This window comes from Arthrobacter sp. BI5 (assembly GCF_056680065.1).
The window spans coordinates 2,037,538-2,061,699 of record NZ_CM155264.1; the positions used below are offsets into that span (position 1 = coordinate 2,037,538).

22 protein-coding genes and 1 tRNA gene are annotated in these 24,162 nt (G+C 67.6%); 17 read left to right on the forward strand and 6 right to left on the reverse strand.

From position 1 onward, the window contains the following. Positions 1-111: 111 nt before the first annotated feature. Both AC1MED_RS09240 and AC1MED_RS09245 read right to left on the reverse strand, forming a co-directional pair. Positions 112-588 carry a hypothetical protein gene (locus AC1MED_RS09240; RefSeq protein WP_479783065.1) on the reverse strand — a complete coding sequence of 159 codons (477 nt, stop codon included), beginning with the start codon at positions 586-588 and terminating at the stop codon, positions 112-114. 186 nt (positions 589-774) lie between these two features. Beyond that, positions 775-857 (reverse strand) — tRNA-Leu (locus AC1MED_RS09245). 151 nt (positions 858-1,008) lie between these two features. Between AC1MED_RS09245 and AC1MED_RS09250 the strand changes: the two genes are divergently transcribed. Together AC1MED_RS09250 and AC1MED_RS09255 are read left to right on the forward strand one after the other, a co-directional pair. Beyond that, the gene (locus tag AC1MED_RS09250) at positions 1,009-2,313 is read left to right on the forward strand and encodes a M20/M25/M40 family metallo-hydrolase (protein ID WP_479783066.1); all 1,305 of its coding nucleotides are present in this window, start codon (positions 1,009-1,011) and stop codon (positions 2,311-2,313) included. A 31-nt stretch (positions 2,314-2,344) separates the two neighbouring features. Next, complete coding sequence (locus AC1MED_RS09255) at positions 2,345-3,505, forward strand: acyl-CoA dehydrogenase family protein (RefSeq protein ID WP_479786635.1); 1,161 nt, start codon at positions 2,345-2,347, stop codon at positions 3,503-3,505. Here AC1MED_RS09255 and AC1MED_RS09260 read toward each other — a convergent pair. Further along, entirely contained in the window at positions 3,502-3,735 is a 234-nt protein-coding gene (locus tag AC1MED_RS09260; RefSeq protein WP_346958090.1) for a DUF5703 family protein, read from the reverse strand. The two genes, AC1MED_RS09255 and AC1MED_RS09260, sit on opposite strands and share 4 nt — an antisense overlap. 39 nt (positions 3,736-3,774) lie before the next feature. Between AC1MED_RS09260 and AC1MED_RS09265 the strand changes: the two genes are divergently transcribed. Both AC1MED_RS09265 and AC1MED_RS09270 read left to right on the forward strand, forming a co-directional pair. Continuing rightward, complete coding sequence (locus tag AC1MED_RS09265; RefSeq protein WP_346958089.1) at positions 3,775-4,044, forward strand: hypothetical protein; 270 nt, start codon at positions 3,775-3,777, stop codon at positions 4,042-4,044. 281 nt (positions 4,045-4,325) lie between these two features. Next, complete coding sequence (locus AC1MED_RS09270) at positions 4,326-6,773, forward strand: bifunctional lysylphosphatidylglycerol flippase/synthetase MprF (protein ID WP_479783067.1); 2,448 nt, start codon at positions 4,326-4,328, stop codon at positions 6,771-6,773. A 67-nt stretch (positions 6,774-6,840) separates the two neighbouring features. On the opposite strand, the gene AC1MED_RS09275 is transcribed toward AC1MED_RS09270, so the two are convergent. Next, the gene (locus AC1MED_RS09275) at positions 6,841-8,160 is read right to left on the reverse strand and encodes an alpha/beta hydrolase (RefSeq protein ID WP_479783068.1); all 1,320 of its coding nucleotides are present in this window, start codon (positions 8,158-8,160) and stop codon (positions 6,841-6,843) included. Positions 8,161-8,222: 62 nt separating this feature from the next. Continuing rightward, positions 8,223-9,158: an aldo/keto reductase gene (locus AC1MED_RS09280; protein WP_479783069.1), complete on the reverse strand. Its 936-nt coding sequence runs from the start codon at positions 9,156-9,158 to the stop codon at positions 8,223-8,225. Positions 9,159-9,209: 51 nt separating this feature from the next. Here AC1MED_RS09280 and AC1MED_RS09285 point away from each other — a divergent pair, with 51 nt between their 5' ends. Both AC1MED_RS09285 and mshC read left to right on the forward strand, forming a co-directional pair. Further along, complete coding sequence (locus tag AC1MED_RS09285; RefSeq protein ID WP_346958085.1) at positions 9,210-10,043, forward strand: undecaprenyl-diphosphate phosphatase; 834 nt, start codon at positions 9,210-9,212, stop codon at positions 10,041-10,043. Positions 10,044-10,058: 15 nt separating this feature from the next. Then, positions 10,059-11,348 (forward strand): cysteine--1-D-myo-inosityl 2-amino-2-deoxy-alpha-D-glucopyranoside ligase, encoded by a 1,290-nt coding sequence (gene mshC / locus AC1MED_RS09290; RefSeq protein ID WP_479783070.1) that lies wholly within the window; start codon positions 10,059-10,061, stop codon positions 11,346-11,348. Positions 11,349-11,471: 123 nt separating this feature from the next. Here the strand turns inward: mshC and AC1MED_RS09295 are convergent, their stop codons facing one another. Further along, positions 11,472-12,377, reverse strand: coding sequence for a PAC2 family protein (locus AC1MED_RS09295; RefSeq protein ID WP_346958083.1), 906 nt, complete (start codon positions 12,375-12,377; stop codon positions 11,472-11,474). Between the two features lie 121 nt (positions 12,378-12,498). Between AC1MED_RS09295 and AC1MED_RS09300 the strand changes: the two genes are divergently transcribed. The 11 genes from AC1MED_RS09300 (at position 12,499) to AC1MED_RS09350 (ending at position 24,066) form a co-directional block, all read left to right on the forward strand. Further along, on the forward strand, positions 12,499-13,245 hold the full coding sequence (locus AC1MED_RS09300) for an HAD family hydrolase (RefSeq protein ID WP_479783071.1): 747 nt from the start codon (positions 12,499-12,501) through the stop codon (positions 13,243-13,245). Next, the gene (locus AC1MED_RS09305) at positions 13,238-14,482 is read left to right on the forward strand and encodes a site-2 protease family protein (protein ID WP_479783072.1); all 1,245 of its coding nucleotides are present in this window, start codon (positions 13,238-13,240) and stop codon (positions 14,480-14,482) included. Before AC1MED_RS09300 ends, AC1MED_RS09305 begins: the two co-directional genes overlap by 8 nt. 110 nt (positions 14,483-14,592) lie before the next feature. Then, complete coding sequence (locus tag AC1MED_RS09310) at positions 14,593-15,717, forward strand: tRNA (adenine-N1)-methyltransferase (protein WP_479783073.1); 1,125 nt, start codon at positions 14,593-14,595, stop codon at positions 15,715-15,717. Between the two features lie 81 nt (positions 15,718-15,798). Beyond that, positions 15,799-17,613, forward strand: coding sequence for a proteasome ATPase (gene arc, locus AC1MED_RS09315; protein ID WP_346958335.1), 1,815 nt, complete (start codon positions 15,799-15,801; stop codon positions 17,611-17,613). A 47-nt stretch (positions 17,614-17,660) separates the two neighbouring features. After that, on the forward strand, positions 17,661-19,271 hold the full coding sequence (gene dop / locus AC1MED_RS09320) for a depupylase/deamidase Dop (protein ID WP_479786638.1): 1,611 nt from the start codon (positions 17,661-17,663) through the stop codon (positions 19,269-19,271). Positions 19,272-19,381: 110 nt separating this feature from the next. After that, positions 19,382-19,582, forward strand: coding sequence for a ubiquitin-like protein Pup (locus AC1MED_RS09325; RefSeq protein WP_146337557.1), 201 nt, complete (start codon positions 19,382-19,384; stop codon positions 19,580-19,582). Positions 19,583-19,682: 100 nt separating this feature from the next. Beyond that, positions 19,683-20,507, forward strand: coding sequence for a proteasome subunit beta (gene prcB, locus AC1MED_RS09330; RefSeq protein WP_479783074.1), 825 nt, complete (start codon positions 19,683-19,685; stop codon positions 20,505-20,507). Position 20,508: 1 nt separating this feature from the next. After that, positions 20,509-21,216 carry a proteasome subunit alpha gene (prcA, locus tag AC1MED_RS09335; protein ID WP_479783075.1) on the forward strand — a complete coding sequence of 236 codons (708 nt, stop codon included), beginning with the start codon at positions 20,509-20,511 and terminating at the stop codon, positions 21,214-21,216. A gap of 1 nt (position 21,217) precedes the next feature. Beyond that, positions 21,218-22,582: a Pup--protein ligase gene (gene pafA, locus AC1MED_RS09340; RefSeq protein ID WP_479783076.1), complete on the forward strand. Its 1,365-nt coding sequence runs from the start codon at positions 21,218-21,220 to the stop codon at positions 22,580-22,582. Positions 22,583-22,694: 112 nt separating this feature from the next. Beyond that, complete coding sequence (locus AC1MED_RS09345) at positions 22,695-23,630, forward strand: FKBP-type peptidyl-prolyl cis-trans isomerase (protein ID WP_346958076.1); 936 nt, start codon at positions 22,695-22,697, stop codon at positions 23,628-23,630. A gap of 40 nt (positions 23,631-23,670) precedes the next feature. Further along, positions 23,671-24,066, forward strand: coding sequence for an FKBP-type peptidyl-prolyl cis-trans isomerase (locus tag AC1MED_RS09350; protein ID WP_175323652.1), 396 nt, complete (start codon positions 23,671-23,673; stop codon positions 24,064-24,066). Positions 24,067-24,162 lie beyond the last annotated feature (96 nt).

Below are 24,162 nucleotides of genomic sequence, written 5' to 3' on the forward strand. Positions count from 1 at the left end.
TGGAAACGGCCGGAGCCCAGCTCCAGCGGCCAGTAAGGCCTGCTGTTCCGGCGGCAAGCTGGTTTCAACGGTCACGAAAGGCCGGACTCCAGGTGTGGACACATCCGGCGCTTACTCGCGCCGGTAGCTTTGCTCTGAGAGGTGAAGTATGTCGCCGACGGGCGTTTCTTCCAGGTACCACGAAAAGGACTGGATGGACTTGTCCTCGCCGAAGAACGTCGCGGTGGAGCCGTTGAAGGCGGCTTTTCCTTTATAGATGGGCGCGCCCTCACGGGCCGTGTCCCACAAGACGTAGCCCGCCTCCTTCGTCAGCATCAGGTGGCGGCTTGAATCTTTGCCCACCCCGCCAATCCAGGAACCTTCCAAGCCGTCCGGCAACATCGACGTCGGCGACTGCGATGGCGGGACCGGGGGCACGGGGGCCACCGCGGACGATGACAGTGGAGCCTGAGATGACCCGGACGGGTTACCACCATCGCCCACAATCTTCGGACCGGCGAAAATCAAAGTCAGCACAGTGCCAACAAGGGCAAAGCCGCCGGTGATCCAAGCAGCCTTCGTAGCGGAGTCTTTGCCGGACTGATCCATGGTGCCTCCTGGCCTCAGCCCCCTGTTACAGATTGGTCCCGAGTGCGGCTGGGTGTCAACGCCGCAAGCGCTACCCGGCGATTGATAGGCCGGGAGCGAGGTGAAAGGCGGGCATCACCTGACCCGCCCGGCGAGAAAACAAAAATGCCCCGGAATCCATGAAGGATTCCAGGGCATTTCCTGTTGTGCGCGGAGGGGGACTTGAACCCCCACCCCCTTTCGAGGACTAGCACCTCAAGCTAGCGCGTCTGCCATTCCGCCACCCGCGCAGGTGGTATTTCCGGGAAGAATTTCGCCTTTCAGCGTTTTGCTTTTCTCGGAAGCAGCGAGAAAGACTCTAGCACGAAGATTCCGGAAACAAATAATCGGGGCCAGTGGGTAGGCTGAAGCCAGCACTGAGCCACTGCCACGAGGAGCGATATGACTGACGTTCGGCCCGAAGATGAGGTTGTCCGGATCTGCCAGGAACTGATCCGGATCGACACGTCCAACTACGGTGACGGTTCCGGGCCGGGGGAGCGGGCTGCCGCCGAATACACCGCCAGCCTCATCACGGAGGTCGGGCTGGACGCCGAGATCTTCGAGTCAGCGCCGGGCCGTGCCAATGTTGTCACCCGGCTCGCCGGTGAGGACCCATCGGCCAGCGCCCTCGTGGTCCACGGCCACCTCGACGTCGTCCCTGCGCTGCGCGAGCAGTGGTCCGTGGACCCCTTCGGGGCCGAACTCAAGGACGGCCTGATCTGGGGCCGCGGCGCCGTGGACATGAAGGACATGGACGCCATGATCCTCTCGGTCCTGCGGGACTTCGCGCGCACGGGCCGTAAACCCAAGCGTGACCTGATCTTCGCCTTCTTCGCCGACGAGGAGGCCGGCGGCAAGTACGGCGCCGGGTACGCCGTCGAACACCGTCGCGAACTCTTCGATGGCGCCACCGAGGCGATCTCCGAGGTGGGCGGATTCTCTGCCACCATCGGCGGCCAGCGCACCTACCTGCTGCAGACGGCCGAGAAGGGGCTGTCCTGGCTCCGGCTGGTGGCCCACGGCCGCGCAGGCCACGGCTCCCAGATCAACACCGACAACGCGGTGACCCGGCTGGCCAGCGCCGTCTCGAGGATCGGCGAATACCGGTGGCCGGTTGAGCTGACGCCGACCACCCGGCAGTTCCTGGACGGCGTCACCGAACTCACCGGCGTCGAATTCGACCCGGACGACCCCGACAAGATCCTCAAGGAACTCGGCACCGTGGCCCGCTTCGTCGGCGCCACCTTGCAGAACACCACCAATCCCACCCTGCTCAAGGGCGGCTACAAGCACAACGTGATCCCGGAATCGGCCGAGGCCCTGGTGGACTGCCGCACGCTGCCGGGACAGCAGGAGCAGGTCCTCGAGATCGTCCGGGAACTGGCCGGCACCGGCGTGGACGTCAGCTACGTCCACCAGGACGTCTCGCTCGAAGTCCCGTTCGCCGGCAACCTTGTGGACTCCATGATCGACGCGCTCCACTCCGAGGATCCCGGCGCGAAGGTCCTGCCCTACACGCTCTCCGGCGGCACGGACAACAAAGCCCTGAGCCGGCTCGGCATCACCGGCTACGGCTTCGCCCCGCTGATGCTCCCGGACGAGCTGGACTTCACCGGCATGTTCCACGGAGTGGACGAGCGGGTGCCGGCCGACTCTCTGAAGTTCGGCGCACGCGTGCTGAACACCCTGCTGAGCAACTACTGAGCGGCACCTACGAGGAATGGCCCCCAACGACATGACGCCCGACGACATCCTGCCCGACGCGCTGCTGGAGCGGATCCGCGGCCGAGCAGCCGGCTACGACCGCGACAACGCGTTCTTCACCGAGGACCTCCGGGACCTCACCGCCGCCGGATACCTGAAGATCTTCGTCCCGGTGTCCGAGGGCGGCCTGGGCCTGGGACTCGCCGGTGCCGCGCAGTTGCAGCGGCGGCTGGCGACGGCGGCCCCGGCCACCGCGCTGGCGATCAACATGCACCTGGTCTGGACCGGCGTCGCACACGTGCTCGCCGCCCGGGGCGACTCCTCGCTGGACTTCGTCCTGAAGGAGGCGGCGCAGGGTGAGATTTTCGCGTTCGGCAACTCCGAGGCGGGCAACGATTCCGTGCTCTTCGACTCGCGGACCGAGGCGACACCCCTGCCGGACGGAAGCTATGGATTCACCGGCCGGAAGATCTTCACCAGCCTCTCGCCGGCCTGGACGCGGCTGGGCATTTTCGGCAAGGACGCAGCGGCCCGGGACGGCGACGGCGAACTGGTGCACGGCTTCATCGACCGCGAGACTCCCGGCTACGAAATCCTGTCCGACTGGGACACCCTGGGCATGCGGGCCAGCCAGTCGAACACCACGGTCCTGGAAGGGGCCGTGGTGCCGCCGGAGCGGATCTTCCGCAAACTTCCCGTCGGCCCCAACGCGGACCCGCTGATTTTCGCCATCTTCGCCTGCTTCGAGACGCTGCTGGCCGCTGTATACACGGGGATCGGAGAACGGGCGCTGCAGCTCGGCGTCGAAGCGGTCAAGCGCCGCACCTCGTTCAAGAACGGCGGACGCAGCTACGCACAGGACCCGGACATCCGCTGGAAAGTCGCAGAAGCGGCCATGGCGATGGACGCGCTCTACCCGCAGCTCGCCGCGGTAGCGGCCGACGTCGATGCCCTCGCCGAGCACGGCGGGCAGTGGTTTCCTAAGCTGGTCGGGGTGAAGGTGAACGCCACCGAAACGGCGCGCAGGGTGGTCGACCTGGCGATCAGGGTCTCCGGCGGGTCCAGCTATTTCCGCGGTTCCGAACTCGAACGCCTCTACCGGGACGTGTTGGCCGGCATGTTCCATCCCTCCGACGACGAATCGGCGCACAACACGGTCGCCAATGCCTGGCTCGGCCCGCTGGAGTCCTAAACGGTCCGCTGGACCTGGATGACTTTCCGGCGGAGCCAGAAGCGCCGCCCACCGCCCACGTAGAGGACACTGCGTTCAAGTTCCCACTTGCCGTACTCCGAGTGCGCGGCGAGGAGGCGGCGCGCCTCGGGCAGCGAATCTTCAGGACTGACCGTCAGCACGAGGTACTCGTACTGACGTGCGTAGTCCCGTTCCCGACGGACCGAGCTGCTCAGAAATTGTTCCTTCATTGCTCTCCATTTTCGTCTTTTTCGGGCTAACGTGAAGTCATGAGCATCGATCCGCGTGTCGCGCTTCAGTCCCTTACCTCCGCCCTGGAAGAACATCTGGCCGCTGCTGCGGCGCGGCGCGGGGATGGGGATCCCGCGGTCGAAGCGGCGTTTTTCGCCGTCGCCGATGCCTTTGAAGTCTACGATGACTCGCTTTATGAAGCGTATGGCGAGGTGACCCCGCTTGAGGTCATCGATGAAGAAGATGACGACGACGATAGCGAAGACGTCGACGACGAGGAAGACCTCGAACTGCTCCAGGACAACTAAGGAACTCCCCAGCTTCCGGGCGTATCCTGACCACGGTTGCTGCGGGACGCCGCCAGGCTTCCTGCCAACTGCCGGGTTTCGGAGAGGTTCGGAGGTTGTCGTTGGCTGCATCATGGCGCCGTGCCAGCCTGCCCGGGGCAGGCGTCAGCGAAACCGCCCCGGCGGTGAATTCTGTTGCCGCGGAGGCCCCGGCTGCGGTGCCTGCGCCCGGCAACGCCTTTCGGGATAGCCGGCCGGTCCGGCTGCTCAGGCGTTTGGGCCGGAGTATCCGCAGGATCCCGTTGGCGCTGTCCTTGGTGGTGCTGCTGTGGGCAGTTGGAATTTTCACCGGCTCCGTGATCTCCGGGCCTCCGGCCGGGCTCCGGACCGCAGTGACCGCGGACCCGGACTTGCTGGTGCGCGGCCCATGGTGGCCAGTGTTCACCTCCGCGCTCTTTCCCGGACCGTTCGCCTCCTATGTCCTGGCGACAGCCGTCATCCTGGGGTGCGTCGGCCTGGCCGAAACAACCTTGGGAATCGGCCGGGCCGCCCTCGCCTTCCTCGCTGGACACCTCGGGGCACTGCTCCTGTATTTCGCGGTGGCCGATCTCGGGGCTGCCGTCGGCAGCGAATGGCTGTCCGCTTTGCGCCATCCCGGGCCGATGGGGCCGTTCGCCGCGTCCCTGGCCTCCGTGATGGCCGCTAGCCCGCGGATCAGCGCCCTCTGGCGCCGAAGATTCCGGTCGGTGGGCATCGCTGTGACGGTGATGCTCCTGCTCTATATCGGGCATCCGCAAAACCTCCACACCCTGCTGGGTGTGGTCTCCGGGCTCGGCATCGGTGTGGTGATGGGCGGCAGGCACGGCGGCGGCCGCTTGACCCATTCCACCAGCCGGGAAGTCAGGGCACTGCTGTCCATGGTGGTGGCAGTTTTCGCGGCCGGACCGGTGCTGGCCAGTCTGGCGAAGGCACCCTCGGGGCCACTGGCCGTGCTCAGGAACCTGATTGTCAACCCGCTCCCCACTATCAACGATCTGCAGGCCAGCTGCTCGGCCGCGGTCGACCTTTCCTGCCTTCAGATCATCCACAGCCCGGGGCTGCGCGGCCCGGGCGGGGAGGCCCTGGCCCTGGTTCCCTTGGTGCTCCTGCTGGTCTGCGCGGAGGGGCTGCGCCGGGGAAACCGCGCCGCCCTGTGGGTGACGATTTCCGTCCAGTTGGTCATTGGTGTCCTCTCCGCCATCTACCTGCAGCTTTTCGCCCAGTTCGGACGGTCCGTGCGGAGCGGGTCACGGGTGCTCTCGGTGGATTCGGGCGTTGCGGAGGTCCTCCCCGTAGTGCTGGTGCCGTTGCTGATAGCGGCGGCGCTGTTCGCCGCCCGGAGGCACTTCAACGTCGACGCCGACCCGGTCCTGGGCCGCCGTTCGCTGATCCTGCTGGCTGGCGTTTTCGCCCTGTTCGTCACGGGATACGTGGTGGCGTGGTTCGCCGAGGACAACTACTACCACCGGGCCGGGCTGTTGGCCCTCCTGGCCACCCTGCCGCGGATGTTCCTGCCGTATCCGTTCTCGTTCCGGTACTCGGTCTCGGTCTACCCGCACGGAGTGTGGTCGCCGCTGATCTTCAGTTATGGCGGCGCCGTGTTCTGGTTCATCTGTCTGGTCAGCATCCTCGCCATGTTCGTCAGCCGGAAACTCCGGGACCTCCGTGCGGACAGCGGCATCTCGCTGGCCCGGCGGCTGGTACGCCAGGGCGGCGGCTCGCTGTCCTGGATGGCGCTCTGGCCCAACAACCGATACTGGTTCAACGACGCCGAGACGGTGGGCATCGCCTACCAGATCCACTACAACGTGGCGCTGACCGTCGGCGGGCCCTTCGGCAAACCCGCCGACTTCGAACCGGCCGTTGAGGTGTTCACGGCGTTCTGTGCCGAACAGTCGCTCGCGCCGTGCTGGTACTCGGTTACGGACGAACACTGGCCGCAGCTCCGGGACCTCGGGTTCAGCCGGGTGAGGGTGGCTGAGGAAACCCTGCTGCCGCTGGACACGATCGAGTTCAAAGGCAGTCAGTGGCAGGGAGTCCGCACGGCCCTGAACAAAGCCAGGAAGCTCTCTGTTGAGGCCAGGTGGTGTACCTACGCCGAGCTCACCGGTTCGCTGCGGACCCAGGTCCACGAAATCTCCGAGGCGTGGGTCTCCGAGAAAACCCTGCCGGAGATGGGGTTCACCCTGGGCGGCCTCGAGGAACTCAAGGACGAGAACGTGGTGCTGTGCCTGGCGGTGGATTCGGCGGGCAAAGTCCACGGTGTGACCAGTTGGCTGCCGGTGTTCAAGGACGGAGCCGTCGCCGGCCGGACGCTCGATTTCATGCGCCGGAGCCCGGACGGCTTCAAGGGCGTAATGGAATTCCTGATTGCCTCCGCCGTGCTGCATTTCGACGGAACCATGGACCAGATTTCCTTGTCCGGCTCGCCGCTGGCGCCGGCCCACGGCGGTGACGCGGCACCCGAATCCACCGACGGCGCCGCGGTCGGCCGCTTCCTTGACTGGCTGGGCGCGGTGCTGGAACCGGTGTACGGTTTCCGGTCGCTGGCGGCGTTCAAACAGCGCTTCCACCCCCGGCACCGGACCCTCTACATGATGTACCACGACCCGCTGGCGCTCCCGGTCATCGGCCGGGCGCTCACACAGGCATACATGCCCACCATGTCCCTCCGGCACACCGCCAGGCTGGTCCGCGGAGTCATCGGGTGACGGCCGCCGTTACCGCAGGAGGGGTGGCTGCCGCCGGCGCCGGGTCCTGCGGTCCCGCGGCGGCAGTTTAGCCGGTGACGCCCAGACGGCCCATCAGCCAGTCCATGTTCTTCTCGACGCCGTATTTCCAGGCTGTCCAGGCATGTCCGCCGGGTGCTTCCTGGAACTGGACGTTGATGCCTGCGCTCCTCATGGCCTGGTAGACCTGAACGCCCTGGGGCCGGTAGAAAGGATCCGCGGCGCCGACGGAGATGATCCCGGCGGTGCCCGGATACGCGCGGGTCTTGATGACGTCGAGCGCGTTCTGCTTCTTGAATTCGGCGACGCTGCCGCCAAAGTATTCCTGCAGGAGCACCTGGTGTCCCTGCCTGATGGTCGGCTGGTTTTCGCCGGAACTGTCGATGAAGGTGGGGTACACCCCCGGGTAGTTGATGGCCAGCTGCATCGCGCAGGTCCCGCCGTACGAGAACCCCCCTACCGCCCACTGGCTGCTGGAGTGCCGGCCGGCCCCGAACGTCGCCTTGACCCAGTTCGGCACGTCCTGGCTCAGGTACGTTCCGGCCTGCCCCTGCTTGCTGTTCAGGCACAGCGGCGGGTAATTGGCTCCCTTCCCGCCGGCGTCGGGCATCACCACGATCGGCGCCAGCCCCTTGTGCGAGGACGCATAATCGTCCATGAACTGGGCGATCCGGCCGTTGCGCAGCCAGTTGGAGGGTTCACCCGGGACGCCGTGGATGAGGACCAGGACCGGCAGGTCGGCCCGGGGGGTGGCCAGGTATGCCGGGGGGAGATACACAAAGGCTGCGGAGGACACCTGGTGGGAGAGCGGCGCCGGGATCAACGCTCGGACCACGGTCCCCGAACCCGGCATGCCCGCCGGCGCCGTCCAGTTCGACAGCGTGGTCGGTGGTTGTCCCTGGCGCGGCTGCGGGTCCCCCCTTTCCTGGCTCTTGAACTGGTCCAGGGTTTCAATCTTGACGCCCGTATCCCCGAAAACGGAACCCAGGGTGGGGTAGTACTCGAAGTTCTGGTTAATCAGCGACCCTGAGGCCAGGACGACGACGAGCGCTGCGGGCAGCACGGCGACGCGCGCCGTCAGCCGGCGCAGGTCCTGGATCTTCGGCACCACCAGGAGCAATGCCAGGATGCCGAGGCCGGCGTAGACGTAGACACGTTTCGGCAAGGGCGCGCCCCAGAGGTTCCACACCCGCTCGGTTAACAGCCAGGCGAGGCCGCTGAGAACCACTGCGGCCACGGCCGCGGCCGGAACCCGTCTCCTCAGATGCCGTCGGCGGCCCCAGACCAGCCAGGCCAGGGCCGCCGCCGCCAGAAGGTAGAGGACCACGGGCACGACGCCGGTTGTGATCGCAAGGTTCTGCAGGTTCATTGCCCCAGATTAGGACCGCTACCCGGGAGTCCGCCCGGAAACGGCAGAAAGATTGGCCCCGATCAGGACGGGCTCGAGACATCCTCCAGTGCGGTGGCGATTTCGGGCGGCAGCGGCGCCAGCACCGCGTCCATGATTTCCTTCAACTGGACCGGCGTCCGGGCGCCCACCACGGCTGTAGCGACCCCGTGCTGGGACAGCAGCCAGCTCAGCGAGACGTCCAGCGCGGTGCGTCCCAGTCCCTTGGCCGCCATCGCCACCGCCTCTACCACGCTGGAGGCGGCCCCTTCGAGATAGGGCTCCACGTAGCCGGCCAGTTTTTGCTGCGCGGCCCGGGAATCGGCCGGAATATGGCCCCGGTACTTGCCCGTCAGGACGCCGCGTCCCAGCGGGCCCCACGCCATCAGGCCCAGCCCCGCATCTTCGATGGCCGGGATCAGCTCGTCCTCGGCCTTGCGCTGCAGCAAGGAGTACTCGGCCTGGCAGGCCACCAGCGGGAAGCCCGCCACGGCGGCGGCCTTGGCCGTCTGCCAGCCGTTGAAGTTGGAGACTCCGGCGTAGCGCGCCCGGCCGGAGCGGACAGCGAAGTCCAGGGCGGAGAGAGTTTCTTCCAGCGGCACGTTCGGATCCCAGGCCTGGGCGAACCAGAGGTCCACGTAGTCGGTGCCGAGCCGGGCCAGGCTGGCGTCCAGGCCGGAGAGCATCCCGTTGCGGGAGGTGTCGACGCTGCGCCGCCCGCCCGACGTCGTCAGGCCGGCCTTCGTGGAGATCACCACTTCGGAGCGGGCGACGACGTCGCCGAGCATTCCGCCGAGCATGACCTCGGCCCCGCCGCCGGCGTAGGACGCCGCGGTATCAATCAGCGTGCCGCCCCCGTCGACAAAAGCCCGGAGCAGCCCGGCGGCATCCTGTTCATCGGTCTCACCGGCCCACGACATGGTGCCAAGGGAAAGGGACGAGACACGCAACCCACTGTTGCCGACATAACGCTGATGCATGCCTGCAAGCTTACGATGCTTCGGAACCTCCATAACGTAGGGTCTATAAACGTGAACTGGTTAGAAGCGGCCTTTCTGGGCCTTGTGCAGGGACTGACAGAATTCCTCCCGATTTCCTCTAGCGCCCATCTGCGGATCGTGGGGGCGTTCCTGCCGAACGCAGCCGACCCCGGGGCCGCCTTCACCGCCATCACCCAGCTGGGTACGGAAACTGCGGTGATTGTCTACTTCTGGCGCGACATCGTGCGGATCGTCCGGGCCTGGTTCGGCTCGCTGACCGGCAAGGTGTCCCGGCAGGATCCGGACGCACGGATGGGCTGGCTCGTGATTCTGGGCAGCCTGCCGATCATCGTCCTGGGCCTGCTTTTCCAGGATCAGATCGAGTCGGTCCTCCGCAGCCTGTGGATCGTCGCCACCACCCTGATCGTCTTCGGCATGATCCTCGCCGTCGCCGACGCCGTCGGCCGCCAGGAACGTGACCTGACCAAACTCAGCTACAAGCACGGCATCCTCTACGGGCTCGCCCAGGCGATGGCCCTTATCCCCGGGGTGTCCCGCTCGGGCGGCACCATCACCGCCGGCCTGCTGATGGGATACACCCGCGAGGCCGCCGCCCGCTACTCGTTCCTGCTCGCGATCCCTGCCGTGTTCGGCAGTGGCCTGTACCAGCTCTACAAGGTGGTCTCCAAGGACGGGATCACCGGACCCTACGGCCTGCCCGAGACCGGCCTGGCCACCGCCATTGCCTTCGTGGTGGGCTACCTCATCATCGGCTGGTTCCTCAAGTACGTCTCCACCCGCAGCTACCGGCTCTTCGTCTGGTACCGCATCTTCCTGGGCCTGGCGCTGTACCTGCTGCTCGGTTTCAATGTCATCAGCGCCTAGCACTAGGCTTGGGTTGTGAAATCCTGGATCTCCCGCCCTGTTCCCCAGCTCCCGGGCAGCATGCCCGCGCTTCGCCTTTTTGACACCGCCAAGGGCGGCCTCGTCACCCTCGAAGCGACGGGGGAGCAGTCCATGTACGTATGCGGCATCACTCCGTACGACGCCACGCACATGGGCCACGCGGCCAGCTACGTCGCCTTTGACCTGCTCAACCGGGCCTGGCGCGACGGGCGCCAGCGGGTCGCCTACGTGCAGAACGTGACCGACGTCGATGATCCCCTGCTGGAGCGTGCGACGGCGACCGGCGTGGACTGGCGTGAACTCGCCGCGAGCCAGATCGAGCTGTTCCAGACCGACATGGAAGCGCTCAACGTGCTGGCCCCGGACAACTACGTGGGCGCCGTCGAGGCCGTGCCGCTGATTGTGCCGGCGATCGAATCCCTCCTGAAGCGGGGGCTGGCCTACCGGGTGTCCGGCACCGCTGGCGAACCCGACGGCGATGTCTACTACGACGTCGAGGCGGCCGGAAAGCATTCCGCCGAGGCGCGGGACGCCTGGACGCTGGGTTCCATCTCCGGGCTCTCGGATGCCGAAATGCTGGAACTGTTTGCCGAGCGCGGCGGCGACCCCGGCCGGGCCGGGAAGCGCCAGGCCCTGGACCCGCTGCTCTGGCGGGTGGCCCGGGAGGGCGAGCCCAGCTGGCCCGGCGGGGAACTGGGGGAGGGGCGCCCCGGCTGGCACATCGAATGCACCGTGATCGCGCAAAAATACCTGCCCGCACCGTTTACCGTGCAGGGCGGCGGGTCGGACCTGGTCTTCCCGCACCACGAGATGGGTGCAGGGCACGCGTACTCGCTGACCGGCGTTCCGCTGGCCAAGCATTTCGCGCACGCCGGCATGGTGGGCCTTGAGGGCGAAAAGATGAGCAAGTCCAAGGGCAACCTCGTCCTCGTCTCCAAGCTCCGTGCCGCCGGCGAAGAACCCGGCGCGATCCGGCTGGCAATCCTGGCCCACCACTACCGCAGCGACTGGTCCTGGACCGAGGAGGGCTTCGCCGAGGCTAAAGACCGGCTCCGCACCTGGCGGGCCGCCCTCCAGGCCGCCCCGGTAGGCTCGGCCGGACCGCTCGTCGCAGAACTGCGGGCTGCGCTTTCGGACGACCTCAACGCCCCGCGCGCCCTCGCAGCCGTAGACGCCTGGGCCGCGGCAGCGCTGGCGGACGGCCCAGCAGCGAGTACCGCTTCGGCGGCCGACGCGGCACTGGTGAGCGACGCCGTCGACGCGCTGCTCGGCGTCGAACTCTAGTCACAGCCCGGCGGCCCGCCAGCAGACGGGCGACACGAAAAAGCGCTGGCGACACCCGGATTTCCGGTGTCGCCAGCGCTTTTGCGTCGCGCCGGGCAGCATGCGCCTCCCCGGGCGGCAGCCCTAGGGTTTGTCCTTGCCGCGGCGCTTAAGGTAGCGCTCAAACTCGCGGGCGATCGACTCGCCGCTGGCCTCGGGCAGGTCCGCGGTGTCCTTGGCTTCCTCGAGCTGGCGGACGTAGGCGGCGATCTCCGGGTCCTCGGTGGCGAGTTCGTCCACACCGCGTTCCCACGCGTCCGCGTCCTCCACCAGTTCCTGCGTGTCCAACGGGACCTGCAGGAGCTCTTCGATCCGGTTCAGCAGGGCCAGCTGGGCCTTGGGCGAGGGCGCCTGGGCCACGTAGTGCGGGACGGCGGCCCAGAGCGAGACCGTGGGCAGCCCGGCCAGCAGGGCCACCTCCGCGAGGACCCCGACAATCCCCACGGGGCCCTCGTACTGGGATGCCTCCAGGTCCATCCGCTCCCGCAGCGCTGCGTCGTCAGTCGAGGCGCTGACCGGGATGGGGCGGCTGTGCGGCACATCCGCCAGCAACGCCCCGACCAGGATCACGTAGTCCACCTTCAACGCTTCGGCGTGCACCAGCAGTTCGGCCGTGTAGGCGCGCCACTTGTAGGACGGCTCGGTGCCCTGGACAAAGATGACATCCACGTTGGAACCGGGCACGCTGGCCTTGAAAATCCGGGTGGACGGCCACTTGATCTTCCGTTCACCGGATGCGGTGCGGCGGATCGTGGGGCGGGTGAACTGGAAGTCGTAGTACTCGTCAGCGTCAATTGAGCCCACCTTCTTGCCGCCCCAAAGCTTGTTCAGGTAGCGCAGCGCATCGCTCGCGGCTTCGCCGGCGTCGTTCCAGCCTTCGAAGGCCGCAAGCATTACGGTGATGCGCTGGCCCTCGGGCACGGGCTGCAGCAGCCGCTCCGGCTCGGGCGTGACGCCCGTTTCCGTGGTGTCTGGCTCGAAGCTATTCATGTGTTCACCCTACGTCCAAGTCCCGGGCGCGCGCAGGAAGGCACCCGTCCCGAGTACCCCGAAATTCGCCATCGGCGTAGCGTTGGATGCCGCGCCGGGCCCGCACCGTAGACTGAGGGACATGCGATCCACAGCCTCCCAGCCCCTGCTCAAAGCCGCGTTATGGGACATGGACGGCACCATCGTGGACACCGAACGGTACTGGATTGAAGCCGAACACGCCCTCGTGGCCGCGCACGGCGGACAGTGGTCGCATGAGAAGGCCATGCAACTCGTGGGCCAGTCGCTGGTCTACTCGGCCGGCATCCTGCAGGACGCCGGCGTGGCCCTGGAAGTGCGCGACATCATTGACACCCTCACCGGGCATGTCGTCAGCCTGGTCCGGGAGTCCGTGCCGTGGCGTCCCGGCGCACGCGAGCTGTTGGACGAGCTGCATACGGCAGGCGTCCGCTGCGCCCTGGTCACCATGTCCGAGGCGCCCCTGGCCCGGGAGATCGTTGCCAGCCTGCCCAAACCCTATTTCGAGTTCCTGGTGACCGGGGACACGGTCACGCAGGGCAAGCCGCACCCCGAGGCCTACCTGAAGGCCGTGGAACTCCTGCAACAGGAGGACCCCGACCTGGACCACCGGCACTGTGTGGCACTGGAAGACTCCGCCCCCGGGGTTGCCGCGGCCGTGGCCTCCGGCATCCTCACCGTCGCCATCCCGCACATCGTCCCGCTGCCGGACGATCCGCGGCGAGCGACCTGGGAGACCCTGGCCGGGCGCACCGTCGCGGATCTTGAAGAACTCATCGCGCTCCGGCATCAAGCTGCCGGCGCAGGCCTGGCACAGGCCGCCGGCACCGGAGGGCGGGGCCTTGACTGAACCCTCGGCGCCGCGGCCGAAGCAGCAGCCGGAGGAACGTCCCTTTTCGCTTCGCGGCGGGATTCCTCTGGGCCGGATCGGCGGAATCCCCGTGGTGCTGGCCTACTCATGGTTCGCCATCGCGGCCTTCACAGTGATTGCCTACGGCCCGGTGCTGGCACACAACGACCCCCGGCTGGGCGCCACCGCCTACCTCGTGGCGTTCGCTTATTCGGTGCTGCTGCTGATCTCCGTCCTGGTCCATGAACTTGCCCACGCGCTCACCGCCCGGCTCTACCACTGGCCCACCCAGAAGATCGTCCTTAACCTGTGGGGCGGCCACACCCAGTTCGAAGAGTTCACCGCCTCGCCGGGCCGGTCCGTACTGGTTGCCATGGCCGGTCCCGCCGCCAACCTGATCCTCGCGGCGGGCGGCTGGCTGCTGGTCTCCGGCGGGCAACTGGAGGGTGTGGCGGACACCCTGGCAAACATCTTCGTCTGGGCCAACCTGCTGATCGGCATCTTCAACGTGCTGCCCGGGCTGCCGCTGGACGGCGGCCGGCTGGTGGAATCCGCGGTTTGGAAGGCCACCGGCAGTCACGAGAAGGGCACCATCGCGGCAGGCTGGGCCGGCAGGATCATCGTGATCGCCCTCGCCGTCTGGTTCGTGGTCCTGCCCCTGCTCAGCGGCAACCGGCCGGACACCTCGCTGATGCTGATCACCCTCCTGGTGGGCAGCTTCCTCTGGATGGGTGCCAGCGCCTCGATCCAGCAGGCCCGCTACCGGAGCCGGCTGCACCTGGTAGACGCCGCCGCCCTCGCCGAGCCGGCGGTGGGCCTGCCGGACACCGCCACCGTCCTGGACGTGCTGCGGCACTCGCCGCGCGGGGTTCCCGCCGTCGTACTCTACGGCCCGGATCAACGGCCGTCCGCCGTCGTCGACGAAGCCGCCGCGGCGGACGTTCCCGCCGCACTGGCCGCCGCCACCCCGGCGACCGCTGTGTCCTATCCGCTGGCCGCGGGCGCCTACGTCAAGGAAGCCGACCGCGGCGCCGAACTGCTTGCCTACCTCGCCCAGCTCGAAGGATCGGACTACGCGGTGGTCAACGACGGCGGAACCGTCACGGGCCTGCTGCGCCAGCTGACCGTCCTCAACGCCTTGACCGGCAAGCAGCCGCCAAGTGCCGCCGGTTCACAGGCCGCCGGTTCACAGGCCGCCGGTTCACAGGCCGGCGGCGAGGGCCGTGATCAGGACTAGAACCGGTAGAGTTACCTGCCGGTCGTGAATTTCCCGGCCCAACGACGCGGGCCGGTGCCAGCCGCCACATCCGCGGCCACCAAAGCTTTACAGGAGCGAGGAAACATCTCATGAGCAGCGACACTGCCGCAAGCGGCACCCCCAACGGGGCCAGCACAGCCGCGGCGAGCACAGCCGCGAACAGCACCCCGGCGCCAGCCACTGCCACAGGCCCGGCAGCAGGCGCTGCGCCAGCCAACGCGCCAACCGGCGCGAACCGGCGCCGCGGGCCGTTCCGTGAAGGCGAGCGGGTGCAGCTCACGGACGAACGCGGCCGGATGAACACCATCAGCCTTGAGGCCGGCGGGGCGTTCCACACGCACCGCGGTTTCCTCAACCACGACGAAATCATCGGCAAGCCGGACGGCTCCGTGGTGGTCAACAACGTCGGCCAGCAGTACCAGACCCTGCGCCCGCTGCTCTCCGACTTCGTGCTCTCGATGCCGCGCGGCGCCGCCGTGGTGTACCCCAAGGACGCCGGCCAGATCGTCACCATGGCGGACATCTTCCCGGGCGCCCGGGTGGTCGAAGCCGGCGTCGGTTCCGGTGCGTTGTCCATTTCGCTGCTGCGCGCCGTGGGGGACAACGGCTACCTGCACTCGTTCGAACGGCGGGAGGAATTCGCCGACATCGCCCGCGGCAACGTCGAGACGATCTTCGGCGGCCCGCACCCGGCGTGGCAGATCAGCCTGGGCGATTTCCAGGACGAGGTCGTGCGCACCGAGGCTCCCGGCTCCGTGGACCGGGTGGTCCTGGACATGCTCGCGCCCTGGGAATGCCTCGACGCCGTCGCAACCGTGCTGGCCCCGGGCGGCGTGTGGATCAACTACGTCGCGACCGTCACCCAGCTGTCCCGCACCGCGGAGGCCATCCGCGCCGACGGCCGCTTTACCGAACCGGACGCGTGGGAATCCATGGTCCGCGGCTGGCACCTCGAGGGGCTCGCCGTCCGCCCGGACCACCGGATGGTTGCGCACACCGGATTCCTGCTGGTCACCCGCCGGCTGGCCGACGGCGTGACCGGCATCTCCGTGAAGCGCCGGCCGTCCAAGACCGAATTCGACGCCGAAGACGTCAACGCCTGGACCCCCGGCGCCGTCGGGGAGCGGGCGGTCTCGGACAAGAAGCTGCGCCGGGCCGCCCGCGACGCGATCGCCGGAACCAACGTCAGGGACGACCCCGAGGTTACGAACTAGTCCGTATTTCGGAAGTCTTCGGCAGCACCCGCCGACTTGGGGCTATGGTCTTAACAGAAGTACTGAAGGGGCTGATGCATGATGGAGACTCCGAACACCGACCACGGCCGGACGCCGGCGGAGGACGAGGCCCAGGCGGCTGCCGCTGCCGCACGGGCGGAACGCGCGGGGGCAGCTGACGTCGACGGCTACGCCGCCAATGAGTTGTCCGTCGCCGAGCGCCAGGTGAATATCCTGCGCGACAAGCTCCGCCATATCGACCGCCAGCTGGCCGCGGCCACGCAGAACAACTCGAAGCTGGTCGGCATGCTGGAAACGGCCAAGGCCGAGATCCTGCGGCTGAAAAACGCCCTGGACCAGGAAGGCCAGCCGCCGTACAGCTTCGGCACCATCCTGCAGCTGAACCCGAAGCGCCACCCGGAACCGGGCAGCAGCGGCCAGGCCGCCACCGAAGAGTCCGTGGACATCTTCAACGCCGGACGCAAAATGCGGGTGGGCATCAGCCCGCTGGTGAACATCAACCAGCTCGCCGTCGGGCAGGAAGTCCTGCTCAACGAGGCCCTGCTGGTGGTGGCCGGCCTCGGCTACGAACGCGCCGGCGACCTGGTCACGCTCAAGGAAATGCTGGGATCCGACCGCGCCCTGGTGGTGGGCCGCGCCGATGAGGAGCGGGTCATCCGGCTCTCCGGCGCACTCCTGGCGCAGAAACTGCGGGTAGGGGACGCGCTCTCGATCGATAGCCGCACGGGCTACGCGCTGGAGAAGATCCCGCGGTCCGAAGTCGAGAACCTTGTCCTCGAAGAAGTCCCGGACATCACCTACCAGGACATCGGCGGCCTGGGACCGCAAATCGAGCAGATCCGTGACGCCGTCGAACTGCCGTTCCTGCACCCGGACCTGTACCGGGAACACGGTCTCAAGGCGCCCAAGGGCATCCTGCTTTACGGCCCGCCGGGCTGCGGCAAGACGCTCATCGCCAAGGCGGTGGCCAACTCGCTTGCGGCGCGGGCTGCCGAGCGCGCCGGCAAGACGGACATGAAGAGCTACTTCCTGAACATCAAGGGGCCCGAGCTCCTGGACAAATATGTGGGGGAAACCGAACGGCACATCCGGCTGATCTTCGCCCGGGCCCGTGAAAAGGCCTCCGAGGGCAGCCCGGTGGTGGTGTTCTTCGACGAGATGGACTCGCTGTTCCGCACCCGCGGCACCGGCATCTCCTCCGACGTCGAGACCACCATCGTGCCGCAGCTGCTCAGCGAGATCGACGGTGTGGAGCGGCTGGACAACGTGATCGTGATCGGCGCCTCCAACCGTGAGGACATGATCGATCCGGCCATCCTGCGGCCGGGCCGGCTGGACGTGAAGGTTAAAATCCAGCGCCCCGACGCTGAAGCCGCGGCGGACATCTTCAACAAGTACATCACCACGGACCTGCCCTTCCACGAGCAGGACCTGGCCGAGCACAACGGCGACATCCAGGCGACGGTGGACGCCATGATCCAGCGCACCGTGGAAGCCATGTACTCCACCGAGAAGTCCAACGAGTACCTTGAGGTCACCTACGCCAACGGCGACACCGAGATGCTCTACTTCAAGGACTTCAACTCCGGCGCCGTGGTGCAGAACGTGGTGGACCGCGCCAAGAAGTCCGCCATCAAGGACCTCCTTACCAGCGGGCAGAAGGGCCTGCGCATCGACCACCTGCTCCGGGCCGTGATCGACGAGTTCCGGGAGCACGAGGACATGCCCAACACCACCAACCCGGACGACTGGGCCCGGATTTCGGGCAAGAAGGGCGAACGCATCACTTACATCCGCACCATCGTCCAAGGCAAGGCCGGCCAGGAACCCGGGAAGTCCATCGAGACGATGCCCAGCACGGGCCAGTACCTGTGACCGGGGGGCCCGCAGCGGTGTCCGGAGGCCTGCCCGTCGGCGGCGCCATGCGGGTGATGGGCTCGGAGACCGAATACGGCATCCACGCGCCCTCCGCCCCGGGAGCGAACGCCACCATGATGTCGGCCCGGGTGATCCAGGCGTACGCCCAGGTGACGCGGCAGCGCGCCGCCGGAGGCGCCGAGACCCGGTGGGACTACACCGACGAGGAGCCGCTGCACGACGCCCGGGGCTGGACCCTTGAGCGGAGCGCAGCCGAACCGGAACAGCTCACCGACCGGCCGCCGGCGCTGGACGCGGAAGCGATCGCCCTCGCCTACGGCCGTGCCGAACTGGACCACGACGGCGAGGACGAGTCCGGCTCGCTGCTGATGAACATGGTGCTGGGCAACGGCGCCCGGCTTTATGTGGACCACGCGCACCCCGAATATTCCAGCCCGGAAGTGACCAACCCGCGCGACGCCGTGACCTGGGACGCCGCGGGGGACCTCGTGGCGCTGGCCGCGGTCCGCCGGCTGGCCGCTGACCCGGACCTCCCGCCGATCAACCTGTATAAGAACAACACGGACAACAAGTCGGTTTCCTACGGCTCGCACGAGAACTACCTGATGCCCCGCTCGGTCCCGTTCGGTGACATAGCCCGGGGGCTGACACCGTTTTTCATCACCCGCCAGATCATGTGCGGCGCCGGCCGCGTCGGCCTGGGCCAGGACAGTTCACGGCCCGGCTACCAGATCAGCCAGCGGGCCGACTTCTTCGAAACCGAGGTGGGACTCGAAACGACCATCCGGCGCCCCATCATCAACACCCGGGACGAACCGCACGCCACGGCTGACAAGTACCGCCGGTTGCACGTCATCATCGGCGACGCGAACCTCAGCCAGGGCGCGAACTTCCTGAAGTTCGGCAGCACCGCCATGGTCCTGAGCCTGATCGAGGCGGGCCTGGCGCCCCGCGTCGAGGTCCACGAGCCGGTGGCCGCCCTGCAGGCGGTCAGCCACGACACCTCGCTCACCGCGACGCTGCGGCTGCTCGACGGGCGCCGCGTCACCGCCCTGGACCTGCAGTGGATGTACTTCGAGGCCGCCGCCAAGCTCGCGCAGGACACCGGCGTGGCGGACGCCGTCGACGGCGACGGGCATACCCATGCGGTGCTGGAGCGCTGGTCCGCGACCTTGACCGAACTGGACAGCGACCGGGCGGCCGCCGCGTCGACCGTGGAATGGCTGGCCAAGCTCTCCCTGCTCGAGGGCTACCGCCAGCGCGACGGGCTGGACTGGTCCGATGCGCGGCTGGGGCTGGTGGACCTGCAATGGGCCGACATCCGCCCCGAGAAGGGCCTCTATCACCGGCTGCTGGCCCGCGACCGGATGCAGCGGATCGTCGACGACGAAGCGATCGCCCGGGCGGTCACCGAACCGCCGTCGGACACCAGGGCGTTCTTCCGCGGCCGCTGCGTCAGTCGCTTCGGCACCGATCTTGTGGGGGCGAGCTGGGATTCGGTGATCTTTGACCTGCCCGGCCGCGGCAAGCTGCAGCGGGTGCCGACCCGCGAACCGCTGCGCGGGACGGAGGCCCTGACCGGGGGCCTGTTCGCCCGGCACCGGGAGGCCGGCCCGCTCCTGGCGGAGCTGCTGGGGCTGCCGCCCGGTTCGTAGGCCCAAAGACCCCCCGTACGGGGTCCGGGCGTGGCAATATGGCTTACAGGATGTCCTGTGCAGGAGGGGACAGCCAGTGCGATTAAACAGTGGGATAGAAGGAGAAAACAATGGCAGGCCAGGAGCAGCAGCAGCCGCAGTCCCGCGACACCGAGGTCGAGGAAGACATCCCCGCGCCTCCCGCGGCACCCGAAGCGCAGGCCTCGGCCGCGACCCAGGGCGTGGACGACCTGCTCGATGAGATTGACGGCGTGCTGGAGTCCAACGCCGAGGAGTTCGTCCGGGCTTTCGTCCAGAAGGGTGGCCAGTAGCCCGCCCGGGCGCGGCCGCCAGCGAGGGAGGACCGGAACTGCGCATATACAGGGCTGAATACCGGAAGTCGTTGATCCACTACGTTGAGGGAGTGCACCAGTGCAGGAATCATCAGCCAACCAGGTAGCAGCGAACGCGACGTCCTCATTCACCGAGCACCTGCAGCGTTCACGGCCCGAACTGCTGCCGTACAACGCCCTCCCGCACGGCTTGCCCTCCGGCCCCGCCGCGCCGCTCCAGACCCCGCACGCGACCACCATCGTGGCTATGACCTACGCCGGGGGAGTGCTGATGGCGGGGGACCGCCGCGCGACCATGGGCAACGTGATCGCCAGCCGGCACATCGAGAAGGTGTTTCCCGCTGACCAGTACTCCGTCCTCGGCATTGCCGGAACCGCAGGCATCGCGCTGGACATCACCCGGCTGTTCCAGGTGGAACTCGAGCACTACGAAAAAATCGAAGGCACCCAGCTGAGCCTGGACGGCAAGGCCAACCGGCTCGGCGCCATGATCCGCGGAAACCTGCCGATGGCAATGCAGGGCCTCGCGGTCATCCCGCTGTTCGCCGGATTCGACCGGCCCGCCGGCGTCGGCCGGCTGTTCTCCTACGATGTGACCGGCGGCCGCTACGAGGAGCAGGAACACCACACCGTGGGTTCGGGGTCCATGTTTGCCCGCGGCGCGCTGAAGAAGCTCTGGCGGCCCAACCTCTCCGAGGCGGACGCCGTCCAGGTGGCCGTGGAAGCGCTCTATGACGCGGCCGACGACGACTCCGCCACGGGCGGACCGGACCCGGTCCGGCAGCTGTGGCCGGTGGTCTACACCGTGAGCCGCTCCGGTGCCATCCGGGTCCCGGAGCGCGAACTCGCCGCGGTTGCCGGCGCCATCATCGAGTCCCGGGCCGTGGCCCAGCGGGAGGCCTGAGATGACCCAGCAGTTCTATGTCTCCCCGGAACAGCTGATGAAGGACCGGGCGGACTTCGCCCGGAAAGGCATCGCGCGGGGGCGTTCTGTGGTGGTCATCAGCTGCCGGGACGGTATTGCGCTGGTGGCGGAGAACCCGTCGCCGTCGCTGCACAAGATCGGCGAGATTTACGACAAGATCGCCTTCGCCGCGGTCGGCAAATACAACGAGTTCGAGAGCCTGCGCCAGGCCGGGGTGCGGTACGCCGACGTCCGCGGCTACTCCTACGACCGCGAGGACGTCACGGCCCGCGGGCTGGCCAGCGTCTACGCGCAAAGCCTCGGTGCGGTGTTCACGGCCGAGCAGAAACCCTTCGAAGTGGAGCTGGCGGTGGCCGAAGTGGGGCCCGGCCAGGAATCGGACCACCTGTACCGGCTGACCTTCGACGGGTCGATCGCCGACGAGCACGGGTTCATCGTGATGGGCGGCCAGGCGGACAGGGTGTCCGAAGCGGTCGCGGCAGGCTGGCGCGGCGAACTCGACTTCGCCGGGGCCATCCGGCTGGCCCTGGCCGGACTGATAGCGGACAAGGAAGCCGCCGCGCTGCCGGCGTCGGCCGTGGAGGTCGCCGTGCTGGACCGCGGCTCCGAAAGCAGCCGCGGCACCCGCCGCGCTTTCCGCCGCCTCGACGACGCCGACGTCGAGGCACTGCTGGCTGAGGAGAACTGACATGGACAAGCGCATCTTCGGAATCGAAACCGAGTTCGGAATCTCCTATTCCAGCCCGGAATCCCGCCCGCTGGCGCCGGAGGAGGTGGCCCGCTACCTCTTCCGCAAGGTGGTCAGCTGGGGGAGGTCCTCCAACGTGTTTCTCACCAACGGATCCCGGCTCTACCTCGACGTCGGTTCGCACCCCGAGTACGCCACCGCCGAGTGCGATGACCTCGCGCAGCTGATCGCCCACGACCGGGCCGGTGAACTCATCCTGGACGACCTCGTGGACGAGGCGCAGGAACGCCTCGCGGCCGAAGGCTTCAACGGCACCGTGTACCTGTTCAAGAACAACACCGACTCGGCGGGCAACTCCTACGGCAGCCACGAGAACTACCTGATACCCCGCCGCGGGGAGTTCTCCCGGCTGGCTGAAATCCTGATCCCGTTCCTGGTGACCCGCCAGTTGATCGCCGGGGCGGGAAAGATCCTGAAGACCCCGCACGGTGCCACCTTCGCGTTCTCCCAGCGCGCGGACCATATCTGGGAGGGAGTCTCCTCCGCCACGACCCGGTCCCGGCCCATCATCAACACCCGCGACGAGCCGCACGCCGACGCCGAGTTCTACCGCCGCCTGCACGTGATCGTCGGGGACTCGAACATGTCCGAGACCACGGCGCTGCTCAAGATCGGGACGGTGGACCTGATCCTGCGGATGATCGAGGCCGGTGTGATCATGCGCGACATGCGGATGGAAAACCCGATCCGCAGCATCCGCGAGATCTCCCACGACCTCAGCGGCCGCGCGCTGGTGCGCCTCGCCAACGGCCGGCAGCTCACCGCCCTGGAGATCCAGCGCGAGTACCTGAACAAGGTCACCGAATTCGTAGCCGACCGCGGAGCCCACAACGCGCACGTGCCGCTCATCCTGGACCTCTGGGAACGCACCCTGGACGCGATTGAAAGCGGCAACACCGCCACCATCGACACCGAGGTGGACTGGGCCATCAAGAAGAAGCTGATGGACAACTACCGTGCGCGGCACGGCCTGGAACTGGATGCCCCGCGGATCGCCCAGCTGGACCTCACCTACCACGACATTTCACGCAGCCGCGGCCTCTTCTACCTGCTGCAGTCCCGCGGGGCGGCCCGGCGCGTCGTCGACGACACCGCCGTCAAGGACGCCGTCGACGCCCCGCCGCAGACCACCCGGGCCAAACTGCGCGGCGACTTTGTCCGGCGGGCCCAGGAACTGGGCCGGGACTACACCGTTGACTGGGTGCATCTGAAGCTCAACGACCGCGCGCACCAGACCATCCTGTGCAAGGATCCCTTCCGGAGTGTGGACGACCGGGTGGACGCCCTGCTGGACTCTATGGGCTGATACCCAGCTTTCCGCGTTATTCTGGGAGAGGTGCCCTTTCACGGCCACCGCGTGCTTTGCCGCTGGCTACCGTCCGGCGAAGCGTCCATCCTGCCCCGACGAAAGTTCTTACGTGCGCCGACTATTAGCAATTCTCCTCCCTGGACTGCTGCTGCTCACCGCTTGTGGTGGCGGCGAGCCTGCCGCCCCGGAGCCCACCAGCCAGTCCGCCGGTGAGACCGCGAAGCTGGACTCCCTGAAACTGACCGAGAACGGCGACAAGAAGGCGCCCGGCGTTGAGTTCACCAAGCCGCTTGAGGTCAAAGACCCCACCATCAAGGTCGTCACGGAAGGCAACGGCGACCGCGTCAAAGCCAACCAGGTCGCGGACATCTCCATCGTCGCCTTCAACGGCAAGGACGGCTCCACCCTCGAAGACACCTTCGCGAAGGACCCCGAGAAGCTTGAACTGAACGATGAGCTCAAGACCGGCAGCGCCGTCATCTACAACGCCTTCGTCGGCGCCAAGGTGGGCTCCCAGCTGGCCCTGGCCGTCCCCGGCAAGGCCGCCAGCGCCGAGGGCGGCGCCGCCCAGCCCGCGCAGTTGCTGGTCATCAAGATCCTCGCCGCCAAGGACGCCCCCAAGGTCCTGGACAAGCCCGAAGGCGACGCCGTGACCCCGCCGGCCGGCCTGCCCACCGTGACCGAAAACGACAAGGGCGTTCCGGTCATCTCGGTCAAGGGCGTCGCCGCGCCCAAGGCACTCATCTCCCAGGACCTGATCAAGGGCAAGGGCCAGGCGGTCAAGGAAACCGACACCGTCACCGTCAACTATGTCGGCGTCACGCTGGCCGGCGGCAAGGTCTTCGATTCCAGCTTCGACAGCGGCAAGAAGGCCACGTTCCCGCTCAACGGCGTGATCAAGGGCTGGACCCAGGGCCTCGCCGGTAAGACCGTCGGCTCCCGCGTCCTCCTGGTCATCCCCAAGGACCTCGCCTATGGCGACAAGGGCCAGGGCGATGCCAAGGGCGACCTCGTCTTCGTCGTCGACATCCTCGGCGTCAAGTAACCACCTGCAGTTTCAGCAAGCCACCCAAGAAGGAGCAACCATGTCATTTGGACAGCGCAACCTCGACCGCCAGAAGCCGGAAATTGACTTCCCCGAGGGCGACGTACCCACCGAACTCGTCATCACCGACCTGATCGAGGGCGACGGCGCCGAGGCCAAGGCCGGCGACACCGTCTCCACCCACTACGTCGGCGTGGCCTGGTCCACCGGCGAAGAGTTCGACGCCTCCTGGGGCCGGGGCGCACCCCTGGACTTCCGGGTCGGCGTCGGCCAGGTTATCCAGGGCTGGGACCAGGGTCTGCTGGGCATGAAGGTCGGCGGCCGCCGCCGGCTGGAGATCCCCTCCGAGATGGCCTACGGCGCCCGCGGCGCCGGCGGAGCGATCGGCCCCAACGAGGCCCTGATCTTCGTCGTCGACCTCGTCGCCGTCCGCTAGTCCCCACCGGCTCCCTGCCCTCGCAAGCTCGGGCCGGGGCCCTCGCCGGCGTGGGCCCACCCACCCACCTGCTCCCTGCATAGCAGTCGAAAGCGC

Excerpts from the sequence above, each read along its gene's own strand:
- AC1MED_RS09240 (WP_479783065.1), bottom strand. The coding sequence starts at position 588 with ATGGATCAGTCCGGCAAAGACTCCGCTACGAAGGCTGCTTGGATCACC.
- AC1MED_RS09250 (WP_479783066.1), top strand. The coding sequence starts at position 1,009 with ATGACTGACGTTCGGCCCGAAGATGAGGTTGTCCGGATCTGCCAGGAA.
- AC1MED_RS09255 (WP_479786635.1), top strand. The coding sequence starts at position 2,345 with ATGACGCCCGACGACATCCTGCCCGACGCGCTGCTGGAGCGGATCCGC.
- AC1MED_RS09260 (WP_346958090.1), bottom strand. The coding sequence starts at position 3,735 with ATGAAGGAACAATTTCTGAGCAGCTCGGTCCGTCGGGAACGGGACTAC.
- AC1MED_RS09265 (WP_346958089.1), top strand. The coding sequence starts at position 3,775 with ATGAGCATCGATCCGCGTGTCGCGCTTCAGTCCCTTACCTCCGCCCTG.
- AC1MED_RS09275 (WP_479783068.1), bottom strand. The coding sequence starts at position 8,160 with ATGAACCTGCAGAACCTTGCGATCACAACCGGCGTCGTGCCCGTGGTC.
- AC1MED_RS09280 (WP_479783069.1), bottom strand. The coding sequence starts at position 9,158 with ATGCATCAGCGTTATGTCGGCAACAGTGGGTTGCGTGTCTCGTCCCTT.
- AC1MED_RS09295 (WP_346958083.1), bottom strand. The coding sequence starts at position 12,377 with ATGAATAGCTTCGAGCCAGACACCACGGAAACGGGCGTCACGCCCGAG.
- AC1MED_RS09300 (WP_479783071.1), top strand. The coding sequence starts at position 12,499 with ATGCGATCCACAGCCTCCCAGCCCCTGCTCAAAGCCGCGTTATGGGAC.
- AC1MED_RS09310 (WP_479783073.1), top strand. The coding sequence starts at position 14,593 with ATGAGCAGCGACACTGCCGCAAGCGGCACCCCCAACGGGGCCAGCACA.
- arc (WP_346958335.1), top strand. The coding sequence starts at position 15,799 with ATGGAGACTCCGAACACCGACCACGGCCGGACGCCGGCGGAGGACGAG.
- dop (WP_479786638.1), top strand. The coding sequence starts at position 17,661 with ATGCGGGTGATGGGCTCGGAGACCGAATACGGCATCCACGCGCCCTCC.
- AC1MED_RS09325 (WP_146337557.1), top strand. The coding sequence starts at position 19,382 with ATGGCAGGCCAGGAGCAGCAGCAGCCGCAGTCCCGCGACACCGAGGTC.
- prcA (WP_479783075.1), top strand. The coding sequence starts at position 20,509 with ATGACCCAGCAGTTCTATGTCTCCCCGGAACAGCTGATGAAGGACCGG.
- pafA (WP_479783076.1), top strand. The coding sequence starts at position 21,218 with ATGGACAAGCGCATCTTCGGAATCGAAACCGAGTTCGGAATCTCCTAT.
- AC1MED_RS09350 (WP_175323652.1), top strand. The coding sequence starts at position 23,671 with ATGTCATTTGGACAGCGCAACCTCGACCGCCAGAAGCCGGAAATTGAC.